This is a genomic window from Rhizobium sp. CCGE 510 (assembly GCF_000292525.1).
GTDB lineage: Bacteria > Pseudomonadota > Alphaproteobacteria > Rhizobiales > Rhizobiaceae > Rhizobium.
In genome coordinates, this window is sequence record NZ_AEYF01000044.1 from 569,923 (window position 1) to 590,215 (window position 20,293).

General features: G+C 61.7%; 17 protein-coding genes and 1 pseudogene. 14 read left to right on the forward strand and 4 right to left on the reverse strand.

Translation table 11 applies throughout. From position 1 onward, the window contains the following. The first annotated feature begins 78 nt into the window (after positions 1-78). The 9 genes from RCCGE510_RS22845 (at position 79) to RCCGE510_RS22885 (ending at position 10,416) form a co-directional block, all read left to right on the forward strand. Positions 79-771 (forward strand): glutathione S-transferase family protein, encoded by a 693-nt coding sequence (locus RCCGE510_RS22845; RefSeq protein ID WP_007633891.1) that lies wholly within the window; start codon positions 79-81, stop codon positions 769-771. Positions 772-783: 12 nt separating this feature from the next. Beyond that, a complete protein-coding gene (queG, locus tag RCCGE510_RS22850; protein ID WP_007633892.1) occupies positions 784-1,941 on the forward strand; it encodes a tRNA epoxyqueuosine(34) reductase QueG in 1,158 nt (385 codons plus the stop codon). Further along, the gene (locus RCCGE510_RS22855) at positions 1,941-2,810 is read left to right on the forward strand and encodes an SDR family oxidoreductase (RefSeq protein WP_007633894.1); all 870 of its coding nucleotides are present in this window, start codon (positions 1,941-1,943) and stop codon (positions 2,808-2,810) included. The genes queG and RCCGE510_RS22855 overlap by 1 nt, the downstream gene beginning before the upstream one ends. Positions 2,811-3,216: 406 nt before the next feature. Further along, positions 3,217-3,579 (forward strand): septal ring lytic transglycosylase RlpA family protein, encoded by a 363-nt coding sequence (locus RCCGE510_RS22860; protein ID WP_007633895.1) that lies wholly within the window; start codon positions 3,217-3,219, stop codon positions 3,577-3,579. Positions 3,580-3,783: 204 nt separating this feature from the next. Further along, on the forward strand, positions 3,784-5,073 hold the full coding sequence (locus RCCGE510_RS22865) for an RsmB/NOP family class I SAM-dependent RNA methyltransferase (protein WP_007633896.1): 1,290 nt from the start codon (positions 3,784-3,786) through the stop codon (positions 5,071-5,073). A gap of 281 nt (positions 5,074-5,354) precedes the next feature. Beyond that, entirely contained in the window at positions 5,355-6,629 is a 1,275-nt protein-coding gene (locus tag RCCGE510_RS22870) for an imelysin family protein (protein WP_007633897.1), read from the forward strand. A 46-nt stretch (positions 6,630-6,675) separates the two neighbouring features. Then, a complete protein-coding gene (locus tag RCCGE510_RS22875) occupies positions 6,676-8,214 on the forward strand; it encodes a di-heme oxidoredictase family protein (protein WP_007633898.1) in 1,539 nt (512 codons plus the stop codon). Continuing rightward, positions 8,214-9,314 (forward strand): imelysin family protein, encoded by a 1,101-nt coding sequence (locus RCCGE510_RS22880; protein WP_007633900.1) that lies wholly within the window; start codon positions 8,214-8,216, stop codon positions 9,312-9,314. Before RCCGE510_RS22875 ends, RCCGE510_RS22880 begins: the two co-directional genes overlap by 1 nt. 4 nt (positions 9,315-9,318) lie before the next feature. After that, a complete protein-coding gene (locus RCCGE510_RS22885; RefSeq protein ID WP_007633901.1) occupies positions 9,319-10,416 on the forward strand; it encodes a DUF1513 domain-containing protein in 1,098 nt (365 codons plus the stop codon). On the opposite strand, the gene RCCGE510_RS22890 is transcribed toward RCCGE510_RS22885, so the two are convergent. After that, positions 10,398-11,474: a DUF2252 family protein gene (locus tag RCCGE510_RS22890; RefSeq protein WP_007633903.1), complete on the reverse strand. Its 1,077-nt coding sequence runs from the start codon at positions 11,472-11,474 to the stop codon at positions 10,398-10,400. The two genes, RCCGE510_RS22885 and RCCGE510_RS22890, sit on opposite strands and share 19 nt — an antisense overlap. Before the next feature lie 220 nt (positions 11,475-11,694). On the opposite strand from RCCGE510_RS22890, the gene RCCGE510_RS22895 reads away from it, so the two are divergent. The 3 genes from RCCGE510_RS22895 to guaA all read left to right on the forward strand — a co-directional run bounded on the left by RCCGE510_RS22895 (position 11,695) and on the right by guaA (position 14,456). Beyond that, positions 11,695-12,144: a PaaI family thioesterase gene (locus RCCGE510_RS22895; protein ID WP_003544704.1), complete on the forward strand. Its 450-nt coding sequence runs from the start codon at positions 11,695-11,697 to the stop codon at positions 12,142-12,144. Further along, positions 12,141-12,785 carry a 5'-methylthioadenosine/S-adenosylhomocysteine nucleosidase gene (locus RCCGE510_RS22900; RefSeq protein WP_007633906.1) on the forward strand — a complete coding sequence of 215 codons (645 nt, stop codon included), beginning with the start codon at positions 12,141-12,143 and terminating at the stop codon, positions 12,783-12,785. The genes RCCGE510_RS22895 and RCCGE510_RS22900 overlap by 4 nt, the downstream gene beginning before the upstream one ends. A 108-nt stretch (positions 12,786-12,893) precedes the next feature. Then, the gene (gene guaA / locus RCCGE510_RS22905; protein ID WP_007633909.1) at positions 12,894-14,456 is read left to right on the forward strand and encodes a glutamine-hydrolyzing GMP synthase; all 1,563 of its coding nucleotides are present in this window, start codon (positions 12,894-12,896) and stop codon (positions 14,454-14,456) included. 193 nt (positions 14,457-14,649) lie between these two features. Here guaA and RCCGE510_RS22910 read toward each other — a convergent pair whose 3' ends face one another. Beyond that, entirely contained in the window at positions 14,650-15,630 is a 981-nt protein-coding gene (locus tag RCCGE510_RS22910; protein ID WP_157179933.1) for a hypothetical protein, read from the reverse strand. Between the two features lie 86 nt (positions 15,631-15,716). On the opposite strand from RCCGE510_RS22910, the pseudogene RCCGE510_RS35645 reads away from it, so the two are divergent. Further along, positions 15,717-15,956: pseudogene (locus RCCGE510_RS35645) on the forward strand (GNAT family N-acetyltransferase); the annotation flags it as partial. A gap of 88 nt (positions 15,957-16,044) precedes the next feature. On the opposite strand, the gene RCCGE510_RS22915 reads toward RCCGE510_RS35645, so the two are convergent. Together RCCGE510_RS22915 and RCCGE510_RS22920 are read right to left on the reverse strand one after the other, a co-directional pair. Then, the gene (locus RCCGE510_RS22915) at positions 16,045-16,590 is read right to left on the reverse strand and encodes a YbhB/YbcL family Raf kinase inhibitor-like protein (protein WP_007633913.1); all 546 of its coding nucleotides are present in this window, start codon (positions 16,588-16,590) and stop codon (positions 16,045-16,047) included. 38 nt (positions 16,591-16,628) lie between these two features. Further along, positions 16,629-17,483, reverse strand: a complete 855-nt coding sequence (locus RCCGE510_RS22920; RefSeq protein WP_007633915.1) for a helix-turn-helix domain-containing protein — start codon at positions 17,481-17,483, stop codon at positions 16,629-16,631. Between the two features lie 297 nt (positions 17,484-17,780). Here RCCGE510_RS22920 and RCCGE510_RS22925 point away from each other — a divergent pair, with 297 nt between their 5' ends. Next, the gene (locus RCCGE510_RS22925) at positions 17,781-20,264 is read left to right on the forward strand and encodes a DEAD/DEAH box helicase (protein WP_007633917.1); all 2,484 of its coding nucleotides are present in this window, start codon (positions 17,781-17,783) and stop codon (positions 20,262-20,264) included. The last annotated feature ends 29 nt before the right edge of the window (positions 20,265-20,293 follow it).

Genomic DNA, 20,293 nt, shown 5'->3' on the forward strand with positions numbered 1-20,293 from the left:
ACCAATGAGTCATGACTAGGGCGCTATAACTGAGCTGCCACACAGTCCTGTAACAGCAATCATAAAGCCCGAGTATCGATGCCCACGCTTTATCATCATCCCATGTCATCCGCATCTCGCTTCGTCCGGCTGATTCTGGCCGAATACGGCTATCAGGCGGATCTGATCGAGGAGCAGACATGGGAGAAGCGCCGGGATTTCCTGGCGCTCAACCCGGCCGGCACGCTGCCGGTCTATGTCGATGACAGCATGCGCGCGCTCTGCGGCGCGACCGTCATTTCCGAGTACCTGGATGAGACGCACGGCGTGTTGAAACGCGATCGGCGACTGCTCGCCGAAGACCCGTTCCAGCGGGCGGAAATCCGCCGGCTGAGCGAATGGTTCATGCAGAAGATGGAAAACGACGTGACCAAGCCGCTCGCCCGCGAGCGTGTCTACAAGTTGCAGATGACCAACGATCAGGGCGGCGGAGCGCCGGATTCGAAGATATTGCGCACGGCTCGCGCGAATATCCGCCAGCATATGCGCTATCTCACCTGGCTTGCCGGCTCGCGTCAGTGGCTGGCGGGCGAGCGGATGAGTTATGCCGACCTTGCCGCCGCGGCCTCGATCTCGATCCTCGACTATCTCGGCGAGATCGACTGGGCGGATGTGCCCCTCGTCAAGGACTGGTACCAGCGACTGAAGTCACGTCCCTCTTTCCGGCCGATGCTCACCGAACGCGTGCGCGGGCTAACGCCGGTTTCGCACTATGCCGATCTGGATTTCTGACGAGGGCTCTTCATGCCCGAAGCCGATAGAGATGACAAAGAGCGCCGCCGCCGCGACAATTTGACCGCGTTCGTGCGGGCGGAATCCGCCGCCAAGGGCTTCGATCTCTGCCGTATCACGCGGCCCGACGCGATCCCTGAAGCGAAGGAGCGCCTTGGCCAGTTCATCGATGCCGGTCACCACGGAACGATGGAGTGGATGGCGGAGACGCGCGAGCGGCGCGGCGATCCGCTAATGCTCTGGAGCGAGGTACGGTCCGTCGTCGTCTTCGGCCTCAACTATGCCCCGGAGGAAGATCCGCGCGTCCTTCTCGACAAGCCGGACAGAGCGGCGATCTCCGTCTATGCCCGCAACCGCGATTACCACGACATCATCAAGGGACGGCTGAAGGAGATTGCCACGCGTTTTGCGGCACGCGCTGGCGCCGATGTGAAAGTGTTCGTCGATACCGCACCTGTAATGGAAAAACCCTTGGCGGCTGCGGCCGGCCTCGGCTGGCAGGGCAAACACACCAATCTCGTCAGCCGCATCCATGGTTCCTGGCTTTTTCTCGGCTCGATGTTCACCACGGCGGATCTTGCCGTCGATGCTGCGGAGACCGATCATTGCGGCTCCTGCCGCGCCTGCCTCGACGCCTGTCCGACGGCTGCCTTCCCGGCGCCCTACCAGATCGACGCGCGGCGCTGCATCTCCTATCTGACCATCGAGCACAAGGGGCCGATCGACCCGGATTTTCGGCCGCTGATCGGCAATCGCATCTATGGCTGCGACGACTGTCTTGCCGCCTGCCCCTGGAACAAGTTCGCGAGTTCGGCCTCCGAGATGAAGCTGAGGGCACGGGACGATCTGCGGGAGCCGACGATCGCCTTTCTGCTGACGCTCGACGATACCGGCTTCCGCGCCTTTTTCAGCGGCTCGCCGGTGAAGCGGATCGGCCGCGACCGCTTTATCCGCAACGTGCTGATTGCCGCCGGCAATTCCGGCGAGAGCGGGCTGATCGGGCAATGTCAGCTGCTCGCCAGCGATGCCTCGCCGGTGGTGCGGGGCATGGCGGTCTGGGCGCTGTCCCGGCTGATGGCGGCTGGCGAATTTGGGGCCTTTGCCGCACAAAGGACAGACGAAAGTGACGACGACGTGCTGAATGAATGGCGGCTGGCGGGAGTGGGCTGATGCATGTGATGATCTTTGGCTGCGGTTATTCCGGCACGGCGATCGCCAAGGCCTTCGCCGGCGACGGCGTGCGCATTTCCGGCACCACGCGCTCGACCGACAAGATGGAGGCGCTCCGGCAAAACGGGGTCGAAGCCTTCCTGTTCGACGGCGAGATCCTGGACGACGAGTTGCGCCGGGCTTTGGCTGATGTCACCCATCTCGTGCAGTCGATCGCGCCCGGCAAGGGTGACCCGCTGCTGCGGCTGCTCGGCGAAGGCGGCGCAAGCCTGCCGCCGGGGCTCGAATGGATCGGCTACCTCTCCACCGTTGGCGTCTATGGCGATCACAAGGGCGCATGGATCGACGAGGAAACGCCCTGCCTGCCGGTGTCCGGACGCTCGACGGAGCGGCTGGAGGCGGGAGAGGGCTGGCTGGCAATGGCCCGGGAGCGCGGCGTGCCGGCGGCGGTGCTTCGGCTTTCCGGCATTTACGGGCCGGGACGCAACGCCTTCTGCAATCTGGACAAGGGCACAGCACGGCGGCTGATCAAGAAGGACCAGGTCTTCAACCGTATCCGCGTCGAGGATATCGGAGCGGCGACCCGCTTTCTGTCGGAGCACAGGCTCGGCGGCATCTATAATGTCACCGACGACCGGCCAGGCCCGCCGCAGGATGTGATCGTCGAGGCCGCCCGGCTGATGGGCGTCGAACCGCCACCGGAGCAGGCCTTCGAAACCGCCGAACTGTCAGCGATGGCGCGCTCTTTCTACGGCGAGAACAAGCGGGTTTCGAATGCGAAACTGAAGGCCGCCGGCTTCGAATTCTCCTTCCCGACCTATCCGATGTCGCTAGCGCAATTGTGGCAGGACGGACGCTGGCGGGGTTAGAGCCGGCCGCTCGATGTGAGCGACGTACCCACTCGAAATGAGTAGGAAATACCTACTTTCCCCATTTGGCAGGACGATTTTCGCCGTTTATATAGTTAACGGCCTTTAAATTTGCGCAAATGTGGCGGAAAATATGGCAAAGTCGGAAAAAAATTTTTGCGATTTTTGTGAACGCCGGGGTGTTAACCATCCCCCTGGAAAATTCGTTCGGATTTTAACTGATTTTGCTGCGTTTTTTCTGCATCAGAGATCGCCGTCCGCTTACGAAATCTCGCCATTTCGCTCACGAATGTTACAGATTGTAATATTCCGTGATCGCACGCGGCACTTTTTCGCCACTTTTTCACAGATTTAAGCCCCGCCGCCTGTAGAGGCGTTGAGTTCAATAGTTGAGGGATACTCTGTTTTGAAGAAAATACGTCGTTCTGTTATCGCTGCCGTAACTATTGCTGCCTGCTCTTCCATGCTTCCGGCGGAGAGTTTTGCTGGAAATGGCTGTGGCGGTGCTTCATGGTACGCGCTTCACTCCAAAACTGCTTCCGGGGAACGCATGAACCCTGCCGTCTTGACTGCCGCACATCGTTCGCTTGCGTTCGGCACCAAGCTGAAGGTCACCAACAGCAACAATGGCCGCACCGTCGTCGTTCGCATTAACGATCGCGGTCCGTTCATCCGCGGCCGTGTGCTCGACCTGTCGCGCGCCGCGGCCCAGAACATCGGCATGGTAAGCTCCGGCACGGCGAAGGTCTGCTACCAGGTGATCAGCTAAAGCTGACAGCAGAGGTGATCAGCTAACGCTGACAGCCGAGGTGATCAGCTGAGGCGTACAGCCTTAGAACCAGCTGCGCCGTCAGCGGCGCTTGCTCTTGCCGTCAATCGCGGTTACCACGCGGTTGAGACTTGTGAACATTCCGCCCCGCGCCAGTCGCGCCGTGCGGATCGGTCGCAGGCCATGGCAATTAGGAGACTGTGAATGCGTCTGGGCGGCCGCCTCGAAGGGGCGATTTCTGTGCTGGCGGATATCGATGCCCGCAAGCGGCCCGTCGCCGACGCGCTGAAGGACTGGGGCCTCGCGCATCGCTTCGCCGGCTCCGGCGATCGTGCGGCGATCGGCAACATCGTCTATGACGCCCTGCGCATGCGGCTTTCCCATGCCTGGCTGATGGATGACGACAGCGCTACAGCCATTGCCCATGCCGTCATGTTCCGCCAATGGGGTTTCACGCCCGACAGGCTTGCCGCCGAACTGGCGGACGACAAATTTGCGCCGGCGCCGCTGAACGCCGATGCCGCCGCGGCCTTTGCCAGCCGCTTGCTCGACGATGCGCCGCCGCATATCCGCGGTGATATTCCCGAATGGGTCCAATCCTCCTTCGAACAAGCCTTCGGCGCCAGCTGGCTCGCCGAGGCCCAGGCGCTTGCCGCCCGGCCGACGCTCGATCTGCGCGCCAATATCCTGAAGTCCTCCCGCGACAAGGCCATCAGGGCGCTCGAAAGGGCCGGCGCGCAGGCGGCGAAGATCGCTCGCTACGGCATCCGGATTGCCGCCGGCGAGGGCGCTTCGCGTCTACCCAACGTGACAGCCGAGCTTTCGTTCCAAAAGGGCTGGTTCGAAGTTCAGGACGAGGGATCGCAAATCGTCGCCGACCTGGTGCTTGCCCATGAGGGCGACCAGGTTCTCGACTATTGCGCCGGCGGCGGCGGCAAGACGCTCGCCATGGCGGCCGCCATGCAGAACAAGGGGCAGGTTCACGCCTATGATGCCGACCGCAAACGGCTGGCGCCGATCATCGAGCGGCTGAAGCGGGCGGGCACGCGCAATGTCCAGGTGCATGACGACGCCAGGGCGCTTTCCAGCCTTGCCGGGCGCTGCGACAAGGTGCTGGTCGACGCGCCCTGCACCGGCACCGGCACCTGGCGCCGCCGCCCCGATACGAAATGGCGGCTGACGGCAAAGAACCTCGACGAACGCACCGCCCAGCAACAGGACGCGCTGACGCAGGCAAGCGGCTTCGTCAAGCCAGGCGGCGAGCTGATCTACGTCACCTGCTCGGTGCTGCCTCAAGAAAACGAGGAACAGGTGCGCCGCTTTACGGCCGACCATCCTGATTTCCAGATCGTCAGCGCCCTGCCCGGCTGGGATGCGCTGTTCGGGAAAGACGCCTCACGTCCGCACTCATCTGACGGCCTGACGGTGACGCTGACGCCCGCCTCCACCGACACGGACGGCTTCTTCTTCTGCCGGATGCAGCGCAAGGGCTGACCCCGCGGCGAAAGAGCGCGGCCGCTGCCGATTTTCCGGGTGAATGTCCTTGCAAAACAGGAGCATTTGCAGCCCTTCTCCATGCTTAAAATCATTCCAAACTAGAGCGTTTGACACCAGTTTACTTTTGGGCGAAGAGACGGAGCCCGATTACAGCGCCGCGCGTCTTATCAGACGCGCAAAGGACGCTGTAACAGTTTGAATCGGCGCATCGTGCTTTCCGAAATCGATTCCGATTTCGGGCCGATGCGCTAGACGGATATCCGTCACAGGAGAGGATCATGAAGCTCAACACATTCCGCGCAGCCGTGCTGGCGATTGCCCCCGCCGCCCTGCTCGCCCTTCCCGCCCATGCCGAAACCGATGCCGCCGCCGTGGTCAAACACTATGCCGACGTCGGACATGCCAAATACGAGGATGCGCTGACGACGGCAAAGGCGCTCGATACCGCGATCGACGCCTTCCTGAAGGCGCCGGATGACGCGACGCTGAAGGCCGCCAGGGACGCCTGGATCAAGGCGCGCGTTCCCTATCAGCAGACGGAAGTCTATCGTTTCGGCAATCCGATCGTCGACGACTGGGAAGGCAAGGTCAATGCATGGCCGCTCGATGAAGGCCTGATCGATTATGTCGATCCCTCCTATGGCACCGAGAGCGACGAAAACTCGCTCTATGTGGCAAATGTCATCGCCAACAAGACGATCAAGATCGACGGCAAGGATGTCGACGCCTCCAAGCTGACGCCGGAATTCCTCTCCGGCACGCTCGCCGAGGCCGGCGGCATCGAAGCCAATGTCGCGACCGGCTACCACGCCATCGAATTCCTGCTCTGGGGCCAGGATCTGAACGGCACGGGACCCGGCGCCGGCAACCGGCCGGCCACGGATTACGACCTGAAGAACTGCACGCACGGCAATTGCGACCGCCGGGCCGAATATCTGAAATCCGCTTCCACCCTGCTGGTTTCCGACCTGCAGGAAATGACCGACAACTGGAAGGCCGACGGGCCTGCGACGAAAAACGTCGAAGCCGACCCGAAGGCCGGTCTCGTCGCGATCCTGACGGGCATGGGTTCGCTTTCCTACGGCGAGCTGGCCGGCGAGCGAATGAAGCTCGGCCTACTGCTGCACGATCCTGAAGAAGAGCATGATTGCTTCTCCGACAATACCTACAACTCGCATCTGAACGATGCGATCGGTATCGCTGCCGCCTATACGGGCAACTATACCCGCGTCGACGGCACCAAGCTCAGCGGCCCGTCGCTGCACGATCTGGTGGCCGCCAAGGACAAGGCCCTCGACGGCGAGATGGAAGGCAAGCTCAACAAGACGCTCGACGCGATGAATGCCATGGCAAAGCGCGGCGAGACGGTCGAAAAATACGACCAGATGATCGGTGAGGGCAACAAGGAAGGCAATGCCGTCGTCCAGGCCGCCATCGACGGGCTGATCGACCAGACGAAATCGGTGCAGCGCGTTATTGCCGCACTCGATCTCGGTACGGTTCAGCTTGAAGGTTCCGACAGCTTGGATAATCCTAACGCCGTCTTCAAATAAGCAAAAAGGCGGGCCGCTTCGATGACGGAGCGGCCCGAACCCTGAAATGTCGCATGCCCCGGCCCGCAGATTGATCGCCCGCGCAGCGCTTTGCGCCACGTTTGCCGGTTTTTCCGCAACCATCGCCGCCGGTTTCGATCTGCCGACGAAACGTACCGACCTTTCCGACGCCGATCTGAAACGCGTCGCCGACGTGACGCGGCCGACCAGGGATTTTTCCAAGGCCGAGCAATATGAAGCGATGCAGGCAGGTGCGTCGACCTCGATCGATCCCGTTACCGAAGACAGCTTCTCGCATATTTCAGCCAACATCCCCTTCGAGGAAGAACAGAATTTCAGGCTCGGCAATGCGCTGTTCCGCAAGCTCTGGGTTTCCGCTCCGTCTTCGACGCAGGCCTCCGATGGCCTAGGGCCGCTCTTCAACGCCCGCTCCTGCATGAGCTGCCACGTCAATGACGGCCGCGGCAAACCGCCGGAGGGGGGGCCAAGCGCCACCTCGATGTTCCTGCGGCTTTCCCGCGCAGCGGCAACGCCGGAGGAAGAAAAGGCGATCGCGAGTGCCGATGTCGTCAACTTCCCCGATCCGGTTTATGGCCATCAGCTGCAGGATCTTGCCGTTCCCGGCCTTGCCGCCGAAGGGCGGTTGGCAATCGACTATGATGAAGAGAAGGTGACGCTTGGCGACGGCGAGACAGTGTCGCTGCGCCGGCCGCATTACGCGGTTGTCAATCTTGCCTATGGGCCGCTCGATCCGGCGACGACGATTTCGCCGCGTGTCGCCTCGGCAATGATCGGCCTAGGGCTGATCGAGGCCATTCCCGAGGCCGATATCCTCGCCCATGCCGACCCTGACGATGCCGATGGCGACCGCATCTCGGGAAAGGCTGCGATCGTGCGCGACCACCGCAGCGGCAAGGTTACACTCGGCCGGTTCGGCTGGAAGGCGCAGAATGCCACGGTGCGCGATCAGAGTGCCGATGCTTTTGCCAATGATATCGGCATCTCGACTTCAGACCAGCCGAATGCGCAGGGCGATTGCACCAAGGCGGAGGAGAAATGCCTAGATATGCCGACCGGTGTGCAGAAACGGCTGGGGGAGCAAGAAGCACCGGATCCCATTCTCGACCTCGTGACCTTCTATTCCGAAAATCTTGCCGTTCCGGCGCGGCGCAAGGCGAGCTTTGCCGAGACGCTGAAAGGCAAGCGGATCTTCTACGAAAGCGGCTGCATTTCCTGCCATATGCCGAAATTCGTCACCCGCAGGGACACGCTCGACAAGGCGCAATCCTTCCAATTGATCTGGCCCTATTCCGACTTCCTGCTGCACGATATGGGCGACGGGCTTGCCGACGGGCAGCAGGTCGGTCTTGCAAGCGGACGTGAATGGCGCACTCCACCGCTATGGGGTATAGGACTGACCCGGACGGTCAGCGGACACAGCTTTTTCCTGCATGACGGCCGTGCGAGGGATCTCACCGAGGCGATCCTCTGGCATGGCGGCGAAGCTGAAAAGGCCCGCAACGCTTTCTCCTCCCTGTCAAAAGACGACAGGGCGGCCCTGATTACATTCCTGGAGTCACTTTGATGCGCCTTTGGCACCCTCTGCTCTGCCTCACTCTGATCGGCCTGGCCACATCGGCGGCCGCTGAGACCGTCGCTCCTCCGGCGGGGCTGAACGAGGATGCCGTTCCCACCGTCATGCAGCGGGCCGTCGACGAGGTGATCCGCCCCGGTTATCGCAACATGCAGCAGTCGGCCGCCCGGCTGACGACGGCGATGACGGATCTCTGCGACGACGGCACGCAGCAGACGCTCGACAAGGCGAAATCCACCTTCGACGACACGATCCGCTACTGGTCGATCATCGAAATCGTCCAGACCGGGCCGGTCATCCAGGACAATCTCTTCGAACACATCCTGTTTTATCCCGACCGCAAGGGCGTCGGCCTGAAGCAGGTGCAGGCGCTGATCGCCAAGGCCGATCCGAAGGATGCGGCGGTCGATGCGATCGCCGGCAAGAGCGTTGCGCTGCAGGGCCTGACTGCGCTGGAATACGTGCTTTACGGCAATGGCGCCGACGATCTCGTCAAGCAGAAGGGCGGCTTCCGCTGCCTTTACGGCCAGGCGGTTGCCGGCAATATCCAGCGCGAGGCCGGCGAAGTCGTCGCCGCCTGGGAAAAGCCCGACGGTGTGCAAGCGAGCTGGAAACATCCCGGTCCGCAGAGCAACGATTTCATGGACAACAAGGAAGCGGTGACCGCGCTGCTCGGCATTCTCGTCCATGGCGCGGAGAATCTCCGCGACCAGCGGCTCGAACAGTTCTACAAGGGCAAGGATGCCGCGCCGCGCCCGCGCATGGCGATCTATTGGCGCTCCAAGAACACCTGGAAATCGATGGCCGCCAATCTGGAGGGGCTGCGCACGCTCTGGCAGAAGGCCGGCATGGCCGAACTTCTGCCACCGGACAAACAGCCGATCGCCGCCTCGATCGACGAAGATTTCAAATCGCTGCTCGACAGCGTGCCGAAGCTCAATCCCGACATCGACGCCGCCACAAGCGATGTGGAGAAGGCCAAGCTCGATACGCTGCTTGCCGAGAGCCGCGATCTGATCACCCGGATCAGCGACGAATATGGCGCCGCCATCGGCCTTTCGGCCGGCTTTTCCTTTTCGGACGGGGACTGAACCAATGATGCGAAGCGCTGCGATCAACCGACGCGATTTCGTCAAGGCGGCTGGATTGGGCTTCCTCGCCACTTTGGCACCGAAGTCGCTGATGGCCCTGGAGCGGGCGGACGCGGTCTATGCCTCGGGCATTCGCGCCGCCGATGGCTCCTTTGCCGTCGCGACCGTGACCGAGCGCGGCGAGGTCATCGACCAGGTCAAGCTTCCCGCCCGCGCCCACGGCATGGCCTTCAGCGCCGTCACCGGCAGGACCGTCGCCTTCGCTCGCCGGCCCGGCACCTATGCGATGATTTTCGATCCCCGCAATAAGCGCGAACCGATCGTCATCAGCTCGCGGGAAGACCGGCATTTCTACGGCCACGGCGCCTTCTCACCCGATGGTCGTCTGCTCTACGCCAGCGAGAACGATTTCGACGGCAATCGCGGCATGATCGGCCTCTACGACGCCACCGACCGCTTCACCCGCATCGGCGAATTCGAGACCTACGGCATCGGCCCGCACGACATGACGGTCTCCGACGACGGGCGTCTTCTGATCGTCGCCAATGGTGGCATCGAGACGCATCCGGATTTCGGCCGCACCAAGCTCAATCTCGGGGAGATGCAGCCGTCGCTGGTGCTGATCGATGCCGCGACCGGGGCTCTGGTCGAAAAACATGTGCTGCCGGCGGAATGGGCCGAACTCTCCACCCGCCACGTCGATCTCGACGACAAGGGCCGCATCTGGTTTGCCTGCCAGTATGAAGGCCACCGTCGGGATTTGCCGCCGCTCGTCGGCCATTTCGCCAAGGGCGAAGACCTGTCCTTCATCGACCTGCCGGAGCAGACGACGCGCAGGCTGGCCAATTACGTCGGAGCGATTGCCGTCAATCGCGGCGAGGGCCTCGTCGGCATCACCTCGCCGAAAGGCGGCGCCTCGGTGACCCTCGACGCAAGGACGGGCAAGGTGCTCGCCGAAACGACCATCCCGGACGCGGCCGGCATCGCACCGGCGAAAAGCGGCTTTGCCGTCTCCTCCTATGATGGCGATTTCCTGTCGACCCGCAGCGACGTCGCCTGGGATCAGCACATCGTGCGAATTTCTCAACCGTCGCGCGCGTAGGCCTTCTGCTCGGCGCTGATGCACGATGCCGCCGCCTTTGCCGCCTCATGCAGCCATTCGTTTCCCCGTGCCTTGATATCGCCGAGGATCACGGCAACCGCCGCCGCATCGTTGGAATGGCAATTGGCGATCTCGAAACCCATCAGCTCGAGCATCGTCGGCGAAAGCAGGATTTCGGGGTGCCGGTCGATTTCGATCTTGCAGCTATTCGGCGAAAGCCGGCGCACGAGGATGCGGCCGGAAACCCGGTAGTGCGGATCGACGCTGCGCATCCGCCCGTTGGCGATCTCGCCCGCATGGATCGCCACGTCCTGTGGTTTGTGACGAAGCGACCAAGCGGACGGCAGTAGCGCCTTGGCCTCTCGCAGCACCGGCCCGCCCCGCCATTCGGCATAGGCGACGAAACGCGGCCGGCCGAGGCTGCCGGTGCCGCCGCTGCGTGGCTTCGCCACCAGGGGTCCCGAGCCGGACGGCAGTGCATCTGCAAGCGCCTTGACATAAGCGGATGGCGGCGGCTCGCTGCCGGGAGGCAGCATTTCATATTTCTCCCAAAACTCCCGGCGTTCGGAATTCGGCAGCATCAGCGCCTTGCGCAGCCATTTATGATCGCGCTCGAGAATGACGGGCAGCGGATTTTCAAGGCCCCTGCGATAGCCGCTCAGGATCAGTTCGCCGATCATTCGAACCGAGGGACCATCGTCGCCGCGCGCCAGAATGGCACTGGCCGCAAGGCGAACGAGATCAAGTGCATAGGGCATCACCGCCGCATCGTCGAAATCATTGACGCCCCAGACCAGCCGACCCTCGGCATCGCGCCAGGTGCCGAAATTCTCCAGATGGGTGTCGCCGATCGCCAGCACCTCGGGCACGCGGCCGAGTTCCGGGCAGATATCGAGGATGGTCTCGCACCAGCGCCAATAGGTGGCGCGCAGGAAGGCGAAGCCGCCGCTTCGCATCTTCTCGTGCTTCTGCCGGAGATCGTCCGCGACAAGATCGGCCCCGAGTTCGCCGGCCAGCCACGTCTCGAAATTCCGGACCGATTGCGATGTCGTCGTCATGTTCCGGCGCTCCTTCATTTCAAGACACTGTGACGGAGAATACGCACTGGGCGCGAAGCTGCAATCGTCTCCGCACCGGCTTGAATGGTGACGGAAAGGCGAAAGGTGGCCCCGGCGACACGGCCGCAGCTTTCCATCGCCATTGAGACCGATTTCAGCATTGTGCAGCTTGTCGAATCCGGCCTGCCATGCCACTTTCGCCGCTGCAAGAGGGGCAGCCATGAGCGAGACTGACAGGGGCGATTTCCGCGCACGAATCCGCCGCAATTTTGCGCGCCAGGCGGCGATGGAGACGATCGGCGCAGAGCTGACGCGCGTCGAGCATGGCGTCGTCGAAATCGAGCTTCCCTTCGACGTCAAACTGACACAGCAGCACGGCATCCTGCACGCGGGCATCATTTCCGCGGCGCTCGATTCGGCCTGCGGCTTTGCCGCCTATAGCGTCATCGACCCCGAAGCTTCGATCCTGACGATCGAGTTCAAGGTCAATCTCATGTCGCCGGGGCGTGGCGATCGTTTCCTGTTTCGCGGGGAAATCACCAAACCCGGCTCCACCATCATCGTCGCCGACGGGCGAGGCTATGCGATCAGCGACGGGCCGGCAAAGCTCATCGCCTCGATGACCGGAACGATGATGGTGATCCGCGGTAGAGAAGGAATTACGGGATGAAGTTCGAGCTGAAGTCGGTCGCGGGAAAGTCCATGCTGTTCGTCATGGCGGCGGAGGCCGAGTACGGCCCGTTCCTGCGTTCGCGCATCGAACCTCTGATGACCGGCGTCGGCCCCGTCGAGGCGGCGGTCGCGCTGACCAAGACGCTGGCGCGGCTGGATGCGGCCGACGACCTGCCTGATCTCGTCGTTTCCCTCGGCTCGGCCGGCTCGGCAAAACTGGAGCAGACCGAAATCTATCAGGTCACCTCGGTTTCCTACCGCGACATGGACGCCTCGCCGCTCGGCTTCGAAAAAGGCAGGACACCCTTTCTCGACCTGCCGGCGGTGCTCGAACTGCCGCTGCGCATTCCGGGCATTCCCGAAGCAAGCCTTTCCACCGGCGGCAACGTCATCTCGGGTGCTGCCTATACCGATATCGACGCCGACATGGTCGACATGGAGACCTTTGCGGTGCTGCGCGCCTGCCAGGGCTACAAGCTGCCGCTGATCGGCCTGCGCGGCATTTCCGACGGCGCGGTCGAGCTGCAGCACATCTCGGGCTGGACCGAGTATCTGCACATCGTCGACCGCAAGCTCTCCTACGGCGTCGACAGCCTGTTCACGGCGCTGGAAGACGGGGTTTCTGGTTCTAAGCCTTGATTACGCCGCGCGTCTTTCAGACGCGCGAGGGACAATCGAAACAATAAAAACCGAATGCCGCCGATTTCCCGGATTGCAAGGCGAAGCGCTTTTCTTTAAAGCCTCGCCATGACCCAGACAGCACATCCCGACTCCGTTCTCATCGTCGATTTCGGCAGCCAGGTGACCCAGCTCATCGCACGGCGCGTGCGCGAGGCTGGCGTCTATTGCGAGATCGTTCCCTTCCAATCGGCCGAAGAGGGCTTCAAGCGCCTTCAGCCGAAAGCCGTGATCCTGTCGGGCAGCCCGGCTTCCACGGTCGACGAGGGATCGCCGCGAGCGCCTCAGATCATCTTCGACAGCGGCCTGCCGGTGTTCGGCATCTGCTATGGCCAGCAGACGATGTGCATGCAGCTCGGCGGCAAGGTCGAGAGCGGCCATCACCGTGAATTCGGCCGCGCCTTCCTGGAGGTCAACAAGGACTGCCAGCTGTTCGAGGGTCTCTGGTCCTCCGGCTCGCGCCACCAGGTGTGGATGAGCCATGGCGACCGCGTCACGGCGCTGCCTGAAGGTTTCGAGGTGGTTGCTACCTCTTCCAACGCGCCCTACGCCTTCATCGCCGACGAGAAGCGCAAATATTACGGCGTCCAGTTCCATCCCGAGGTCGTGCATACGCCCGACGGCGCCAAGCTGATCGGCAACTTCATTCACAACATCGCCGGCCTCAAGGGCGACTGGTCGATGTCGGCCTACCGCCAGAAGGCGGTCGATCAGATCCGCAAGCAGGTGGGCGATAAGCGCGTCATCTGCGCGCTCTCGGGCGGCGTCGACAGCTCGGTCGCGGCCTTGTTGATCCATGAGGCGGTCGGCGACCAGCTGACCTGCATCCTCGTCGACCACGGCCTGATGCGCAAGGACGAAGCAGCCGGCGTCGTCGCCATGTTCCGCGAGCACTACAATCTGCATCTGCTGCATGTCGACGCTTCCGACCGTTTCATCGGCGAGCTCGAGGGCGTCAGCGACCCGGAAACCAAGCGCAAGATCATCGGCCGGCTGTTCATCGAAACCTTCGAGGACGAGGCAAAGAAGCTCGGCGGCGCCGATTTCCTCGGCCAGGGCACGCTCTATCCCGACGTGATCGAGAGTGTTTCCTTCACCGGCGGCCCGTCGGTGACGATCAAGTCGCACCACAATGTCGGCGGTCTGCCGGAGCGTATGAAGATGCAGCTCGTCGAGCCGCTGCGCGAACTCTTCAAGGACGAGGTGCGGGCGCTCGGCCGCGAACTCGGCCTGCCCGACAGCTTCATCGGCCGCCACCCCTTCCCAGGCCCCGGCCTGGCGATCCGCTGCCCCGGCGGCATCAGCCGCGAAAAGCTGGAGATCCTGCGCGAGGCCGATGCGATCTATCTCGACGAAATCCGCAAGGCCGGCCTCTACGACGCCATCTGGCAGGCCTTCGCCGTGCTGCTTCCGGTCCAGACCGTCGGCGTCATGGGCGACGGGCGCACCTACGAATTCGTCTGCGCGCTGCGCGCCGTCACCTCGGTCGACGGCATGACCGCAGACTTCTACCACTACGACATGGAATTCCTCGGCCGCGCCGCGACACGCATCATCAACGAGGTGCGCGGCATCAACCGCGTGGTTTACGACGTGACGTCGAAGCCGCCCGGCACGATCGAGTGGGAGTAATCCTGCCGCCTGTGGTATCTGAAACCACAATGCGAAAATCATCGCTGCAGATGGTTCCCGAAAGCCCCGAGCTAAGATAATTGGCTGGGGTGATCGTTTGATCCTGCCCCGTAAGCGATCGTTGTTCAGTCGTCTCGGTTGGTGAAATTCAACTAAGGAGCAGTAGCAATTGAGTTAATCGCCGCCGTCATCCTTATCTTGGCATTTCTGATGATATATCTTCTTCTTGCATCGATACTTTGCGGACGGCAAAGCGGGATCCTTCGACGTCAATTGTGATCAGGGTTTTGCGAAGCGGCATGTGTGTGTCCCAGAACCAATCTGCAAGCACCTCGGCTTTCAGCGACAGCTGACCCTCAATCACCTTTTGCATGCGGTTTTCCCAACTACCTAGTTGAGCCAAACCAGTTGAGATCTCGGAAAGCATCCCAGCGGCAAGGTCGGGAATAGCACATAGATCCTCGTAGTTGAGCTTATCTGGGTCCTGCCCAGTAGTGATCAGCCTTAGGACGCCCATGGGGTGCGCGGAGTAGAAGGAGCAAAAGCGCGCGGTGGCCTGCAAGGCGTCGTCATGCCGGGTACCGTTCGCCACGAACTCATCTTCGTCGGTGATCCATGTCACGTTTGTGTAGGGACGCGACCAAATAGAGAGAAGAATAGCAGTTAGCTGCACCTTCCGGAACATAGACTCCAGTGCCAGCGAATTCCATGATGCATTCAACTGCAGAACTTTACGGAGATCAGTACCCAAATCTTTGGTGGTCGAGAGCCACTTCTTCCTCTTGTCTACCGCTATCGCGACAAGATGGCCATCGAGGTTGGCAGCCGCCTCTAGGAAAGGGATAAGCGCTCGTTGACGTAAAGGATCGTCCAGACGCTTATAGGACATAGTTCTGCCGTCAGACATGAATCTTCGACGAGCATCTCGGATAGCAGACATCCAGGCATCCATTCCGCCTTTAATTACGAGATAGCAGTAGATGAGGTGAGTGGATCTGCGATGATCACCCCCATAATCTGAAGCAATCAGGAGCTCACCACTTTCGCGTGGTGCCGGCTCGGAAGCGCCAAGGATTTTCTGGATTGAGTAACCCCATCCCCAGCTGTGCCGTACCCGGATATTGGTCGGCGTTAGCAGCTGCCAGTGCTCTGTATGGGGGAGACGAAGAATCATTGTGCTAACTTACACCGCGCGCGCGGACAGACCATCGCGTGAAGCTGTCAAATCGCGACTGCGTAACTCATCGCTAAAAGCATGGAATATTTATCGGCTATTGGGTTGCGCCGTCCCGCCAGGGCTGAGGTACACCACGCGGGCGATGGCTCGGTTGCTGGCGTGGGGGGCGGAGCGACCCTCGCGTGGCTCTGATCGCTGCGGAGACAGGGGTCGGGAACATTGCGTCACAGCATGTGCTTGAACGCAATGGGTTTGCCCGCGCCGGCGAGCGTATCAATGCCGAAGACGGCCCAGTGATTTGCTGGGAAGCGATAACAGCATAGGCTTGGTTGAAAAGCGATTTTCCGGCACGGCCGGCCGAGTTCCTCGGCCAGCCGTCGTCCCGCATTGATATCGGCTCTGGCGAACGCGTCAGCGGCCGTAGATGACCTCGATCGTGGCCTTGTCGAGCGTATTGGCCCTGACATAGAAGCCAACCATGGCGGCCGGGGCGGTATCGGGAAGCGGCAGTTTGTCGACCGAGAGCGCGTAGACGGTGAACTGGTAGTGGTGCGGCGCATCGCCGACCGGCGGGCAGGCGCCGCCATATCCCGACATTCCGAAATCCGTGTGACCTTCCACCGCGCCGGCGGGAAGCTTCTTCTCACCGCTGGCGCCGGTGGCGATCTTCGAGGCCTCGGCCGGAATGTTGAACACAGACCAATGCCACCAGCCCGAGCCGGTCGGAGCATCCGGATCGTAAGCCATGATGGCGAAACTCTTGGTTCCATTAGGAGCCCCCGACCAGACCAGGTCCGGCGAGATGTTTTTGCCGGCGCAACCGAAGCCGTTGAAGACCTGCGCATCGGCCATGGACTTGCCTGACGTCAAATCTCTAGAGGTGAGCTTCATTTCGGCATGGGCTGATGTAGCGCCGAAGACGGAGGCGGCGAGAAGGACTGCTGTTATGAGACGCATGCTGTTTTCCTGCGGTTGATAATGCAGGAAAACTATCGTCACGGAGCAGATGCATCTGCCCCGCTATGCTCAACTTCTGCCCCGATCCGCTCAAAACGCTCAGGTTCGCCCCGCACGTAGCGCGGATTGACGCCAAAGCGCTCTTTGAACCGCGCCGAGAATTGCGACGGTGAATCATAGCCGACCTCCAGCGCGACCTGCGCCATCGGCAGGGTTGTGGTTTGAATGAGGGCCAGAGCGCGATTCATTCTTGTATCGCTCAAGATTTCGCTGAAACCAGTCTTCTCGGCGGCCAGCTTACGCCTGAGCGTCGCTTCGCTCATGTTGAAGGCACGCGCCGCCTGCCCCAGCGTCCAATCGAAGGCCGTATCACCTTCAATCATCTGCCTCAGCCGGTCCTCGAGCCGAGGACTTTGGCATTGACCCAGCACCGCTCCGCAGAGCGCAAACCAGGTGATCAGTTCCATCAACCGCGCCTTGGCAATGGCGCCGGGAAGCCTCGTCAGATTGCCGGGCTGGCAGCAATAGTCGAATAATGCCGCCGCTTCCTCCGGCAGGTGCGAGGCGCTGGCCGGGAGCGGCCGCGATGGGACGGCCACCGACCCCATGCTGATATAGGCATCTTCGAACAGCGGTCTGGGAACAGCAAGCGCCAGGGTCTGATATTTCTGCGGCGCCTTGGGAATGTTTTCCATCGTCAACGGTCGATAGTCGGGCAGCAAGCCATATGCGCCCGCCTCGAAGCGCAAAGCCTTATCATCCGCCATGACGATCTTCGTTCCCGATTGCACCTGGATCAACAAGGGGCTGGTATTGACGAGACGATAAAAACAGGCCCGCCCACCTTGACGGATCAAGGCCCTGGTTGGAATGGGAAAGACATCGTCCAGCATAGGTTCTCCGGCAACAGATGGAGCGGAGCGCGACCGCTGCTCCCTTTGGGCGGGGATAGCAAAACCATGTGCCAGCGGCAACCTTGGCCGGGGCACAGACCATATCTGGCGACTGCCGGACCGTCCGGCATAAGACCAATCCGCACAGCTTCCGCGGCTGCCTCTGGTATCGGGATTCGAATCTGGATAGTTGTTCTGCAGCAATGGTTTGCCTGACGGCGGAGGGACTTCCCGATGCCGCAGCCGATAAACTTGGAAGAACGGCGCGCCAAAAACTCTATCGAATGGAGTACTTCGATGAAATCCAAGTCCCGAAACTTGAAACCCAAGCAGAACCAGGAACCTAAGCTGTCACGCGCCCAGGCGCCCGCCGATTTGTCGCCGGTGGACTGGCAGCGCGGCTTGCGCCGCCAGTTCGGCCGGGGGCAGGCTTTCGGGCTTGAGAATCTGACCGACGAGCCGTTCTTCTCCGAATTCAGGGTCAGCAATCCGGTTTCGAATTCCAGCTACCGGGTAGCCATTCGTGGCTTGGGCCCCTGGGGCAATTTCTGTTCATGCGCCGATTACTCCACCAGCGAACTGGGCACCTGCAAGCATCTCGAATTCACGCTTGCCAAACTGGAAAAGAAGCGCGGCGCCAAGACGGCGTTTGCGCGGGGCTACCAACCGGCATTTTCCGAACTCTATTTGCGCAACGACGGGAAACGCCGCATCCATTTCCGAGCCGGAACGCAATGCCCACCGGCCGTGAAGGAGGCCGCGGCGGCCTTGTTCGACGCCGACCGCGACGGCATGCTTTCGGAAGACCGCTTCGGCGCGTTGGAGGCTTTCATGGCCACAGCGTCCGACAGCGACCACGAGTTCCGTGCCTATGACGATGCGCTCGATTTCATCGCCGGAAAAAGGGATGCGGAACGACGGGCTGCAAAGATCGAGCAGCTTTTTCCACAAGGTGCTGCCGACCTCGGGCTGCAGACGCTCCTGAAGGTGCCGCTCTATCCCTATCAGGCCGAAGGCGCGCTGTTTGCGGCGCGGGCCGGCCGAGCGCTGATTGGCGACGACATGGGGCTGGGCAAGACCATACAGGCGGTCGCCGCGACGGAAATCCTGGCGCAGCATTTCGGCGTGTCGAGAGTGCTGGTGATCTGCCCGACCTCGCTCAAATACCAGTGGCAAAGCGAGATCGCACGTTTTTCGGGGCGAGACGGCGAGAATGCGGCACGCGTCATCAACGGTGGCCAGGCACAGCGGCAGAAGGACTACGCCCTTGATGACTTTTGCAAAATCACCAACTACGAAAAACTCAAACCCGATCTCGACTTGATCACCGCCTGGGCACCCGACCTCGTCATCGTCGATGAAGCGCAACGGGTTAAAAACTGGAACACCATTGCGGCGCGCGCCCTGAAAAGCATCGACAGCACCTATGCAATGGTCCTGACCGGGACTCCGCTGGAGAACAAACTGGAAGAGCTGATTTCCATCGTCCAGTTCGTCGATCAGCACCGTTTGGGACCGACCTGGAAGCTGCTGCACGAGCATCAAGTCAAGGACGATAGCGGACGTGTCACCGGCTATACGCGGCTGGAAAAAATCGGCCAGACACTGGCACCCATCATGATACGCCGGCGCAAGTCGGAGGTGCTGCAGCAACTGCCCAGCAGGACGGACCAAAACGTCCTGGTGCCAATGACCGAGGGGCAGATGCTCCACCACCAGGAAAACGCTGACGTCGTGGCGAGAATCGTCCAGCGCTGGCACAAGACGAAGTTCCTTTCGGACAAGGACCAGCGCCGGCTGACCTGCGCGCTCCAAAATATGCGCATGTCGTGCAACAGCACCTATCTCTTGGACCAGGAAACCGATCACGGGGTGAAGGCAGACGAACTGGCAGCGCTGCTGGACGAACTGTTCACCGACCCCGAAGCGAAGGCAGTCGTCTTCTCGCAATGGACCCGAACCCACGAGATCGTCATCCGCCGCCTCAAGGCGCGCGGAATCGGCTATGTCAGTCTGCATGGCGGCGTGCCGTCGGAAAAGCGCCCGGAGTTGGTCGAGCGGTTTCGCAATGACCCCGATTGCCGCGTGTTCCTGTCCACCGAAGCCGGCAGCGCCGGGCTCAATCTGCAGAATGCCTCGACGCTTGTGAACATGGATCTGCCGTGGAACCCGGCTATACTCGAACAACGCATCGCCCGCATCCATCGCATAGGCCAGGCGCGACCGGTACAGGTCATCAATTTCGTCTCAAAGGGCACCATCGAAGAGGGCATGCTTTCGGTTCTGGCGTTCAAACGCTCGCTGTCGGCCGGAATTCTGGACGGCGGCCTCAGCGAGATTTCGCTCGGCGGCTCACGTCTCACCCGGTTCATGAAGGAAGTGGAGAACGTCACCGGGAGCATGGGTGAAGGCGAGGCCGTGACGCCGGCCGAGGAGGTGGCGAACTTCGTCACCGCCGGCGAGCCTGGATCCGCGGAAGATTTCAAAGCGGATGTCGAGCCCGACGCGGGATCGAAGGTGGTGACGCCAACCGAAACCGCCGCCCCGCCCAGCCATGCCGCTTCCGATCCGTGGCAAGCCTTGGCCCAGATCGGCACACAGGTTGTCGCCGCTCTGGAGGCGGCCAACGATTCCGATGCGGCGGCGCATCCATGGGTAGAGCGCGATTCGGCCACCGGTGCGCGAAGCCTGAAGATACCGCTGCCGCCGCCGGAAACCGCGGCGCAACTCGCCAATGTTCTTTCCGCGCTCGCCGACAGCCTGCGTGGCAAGATCGGGTGATTGGCCGCAGGGCCAAGGCAGCCCAAGCC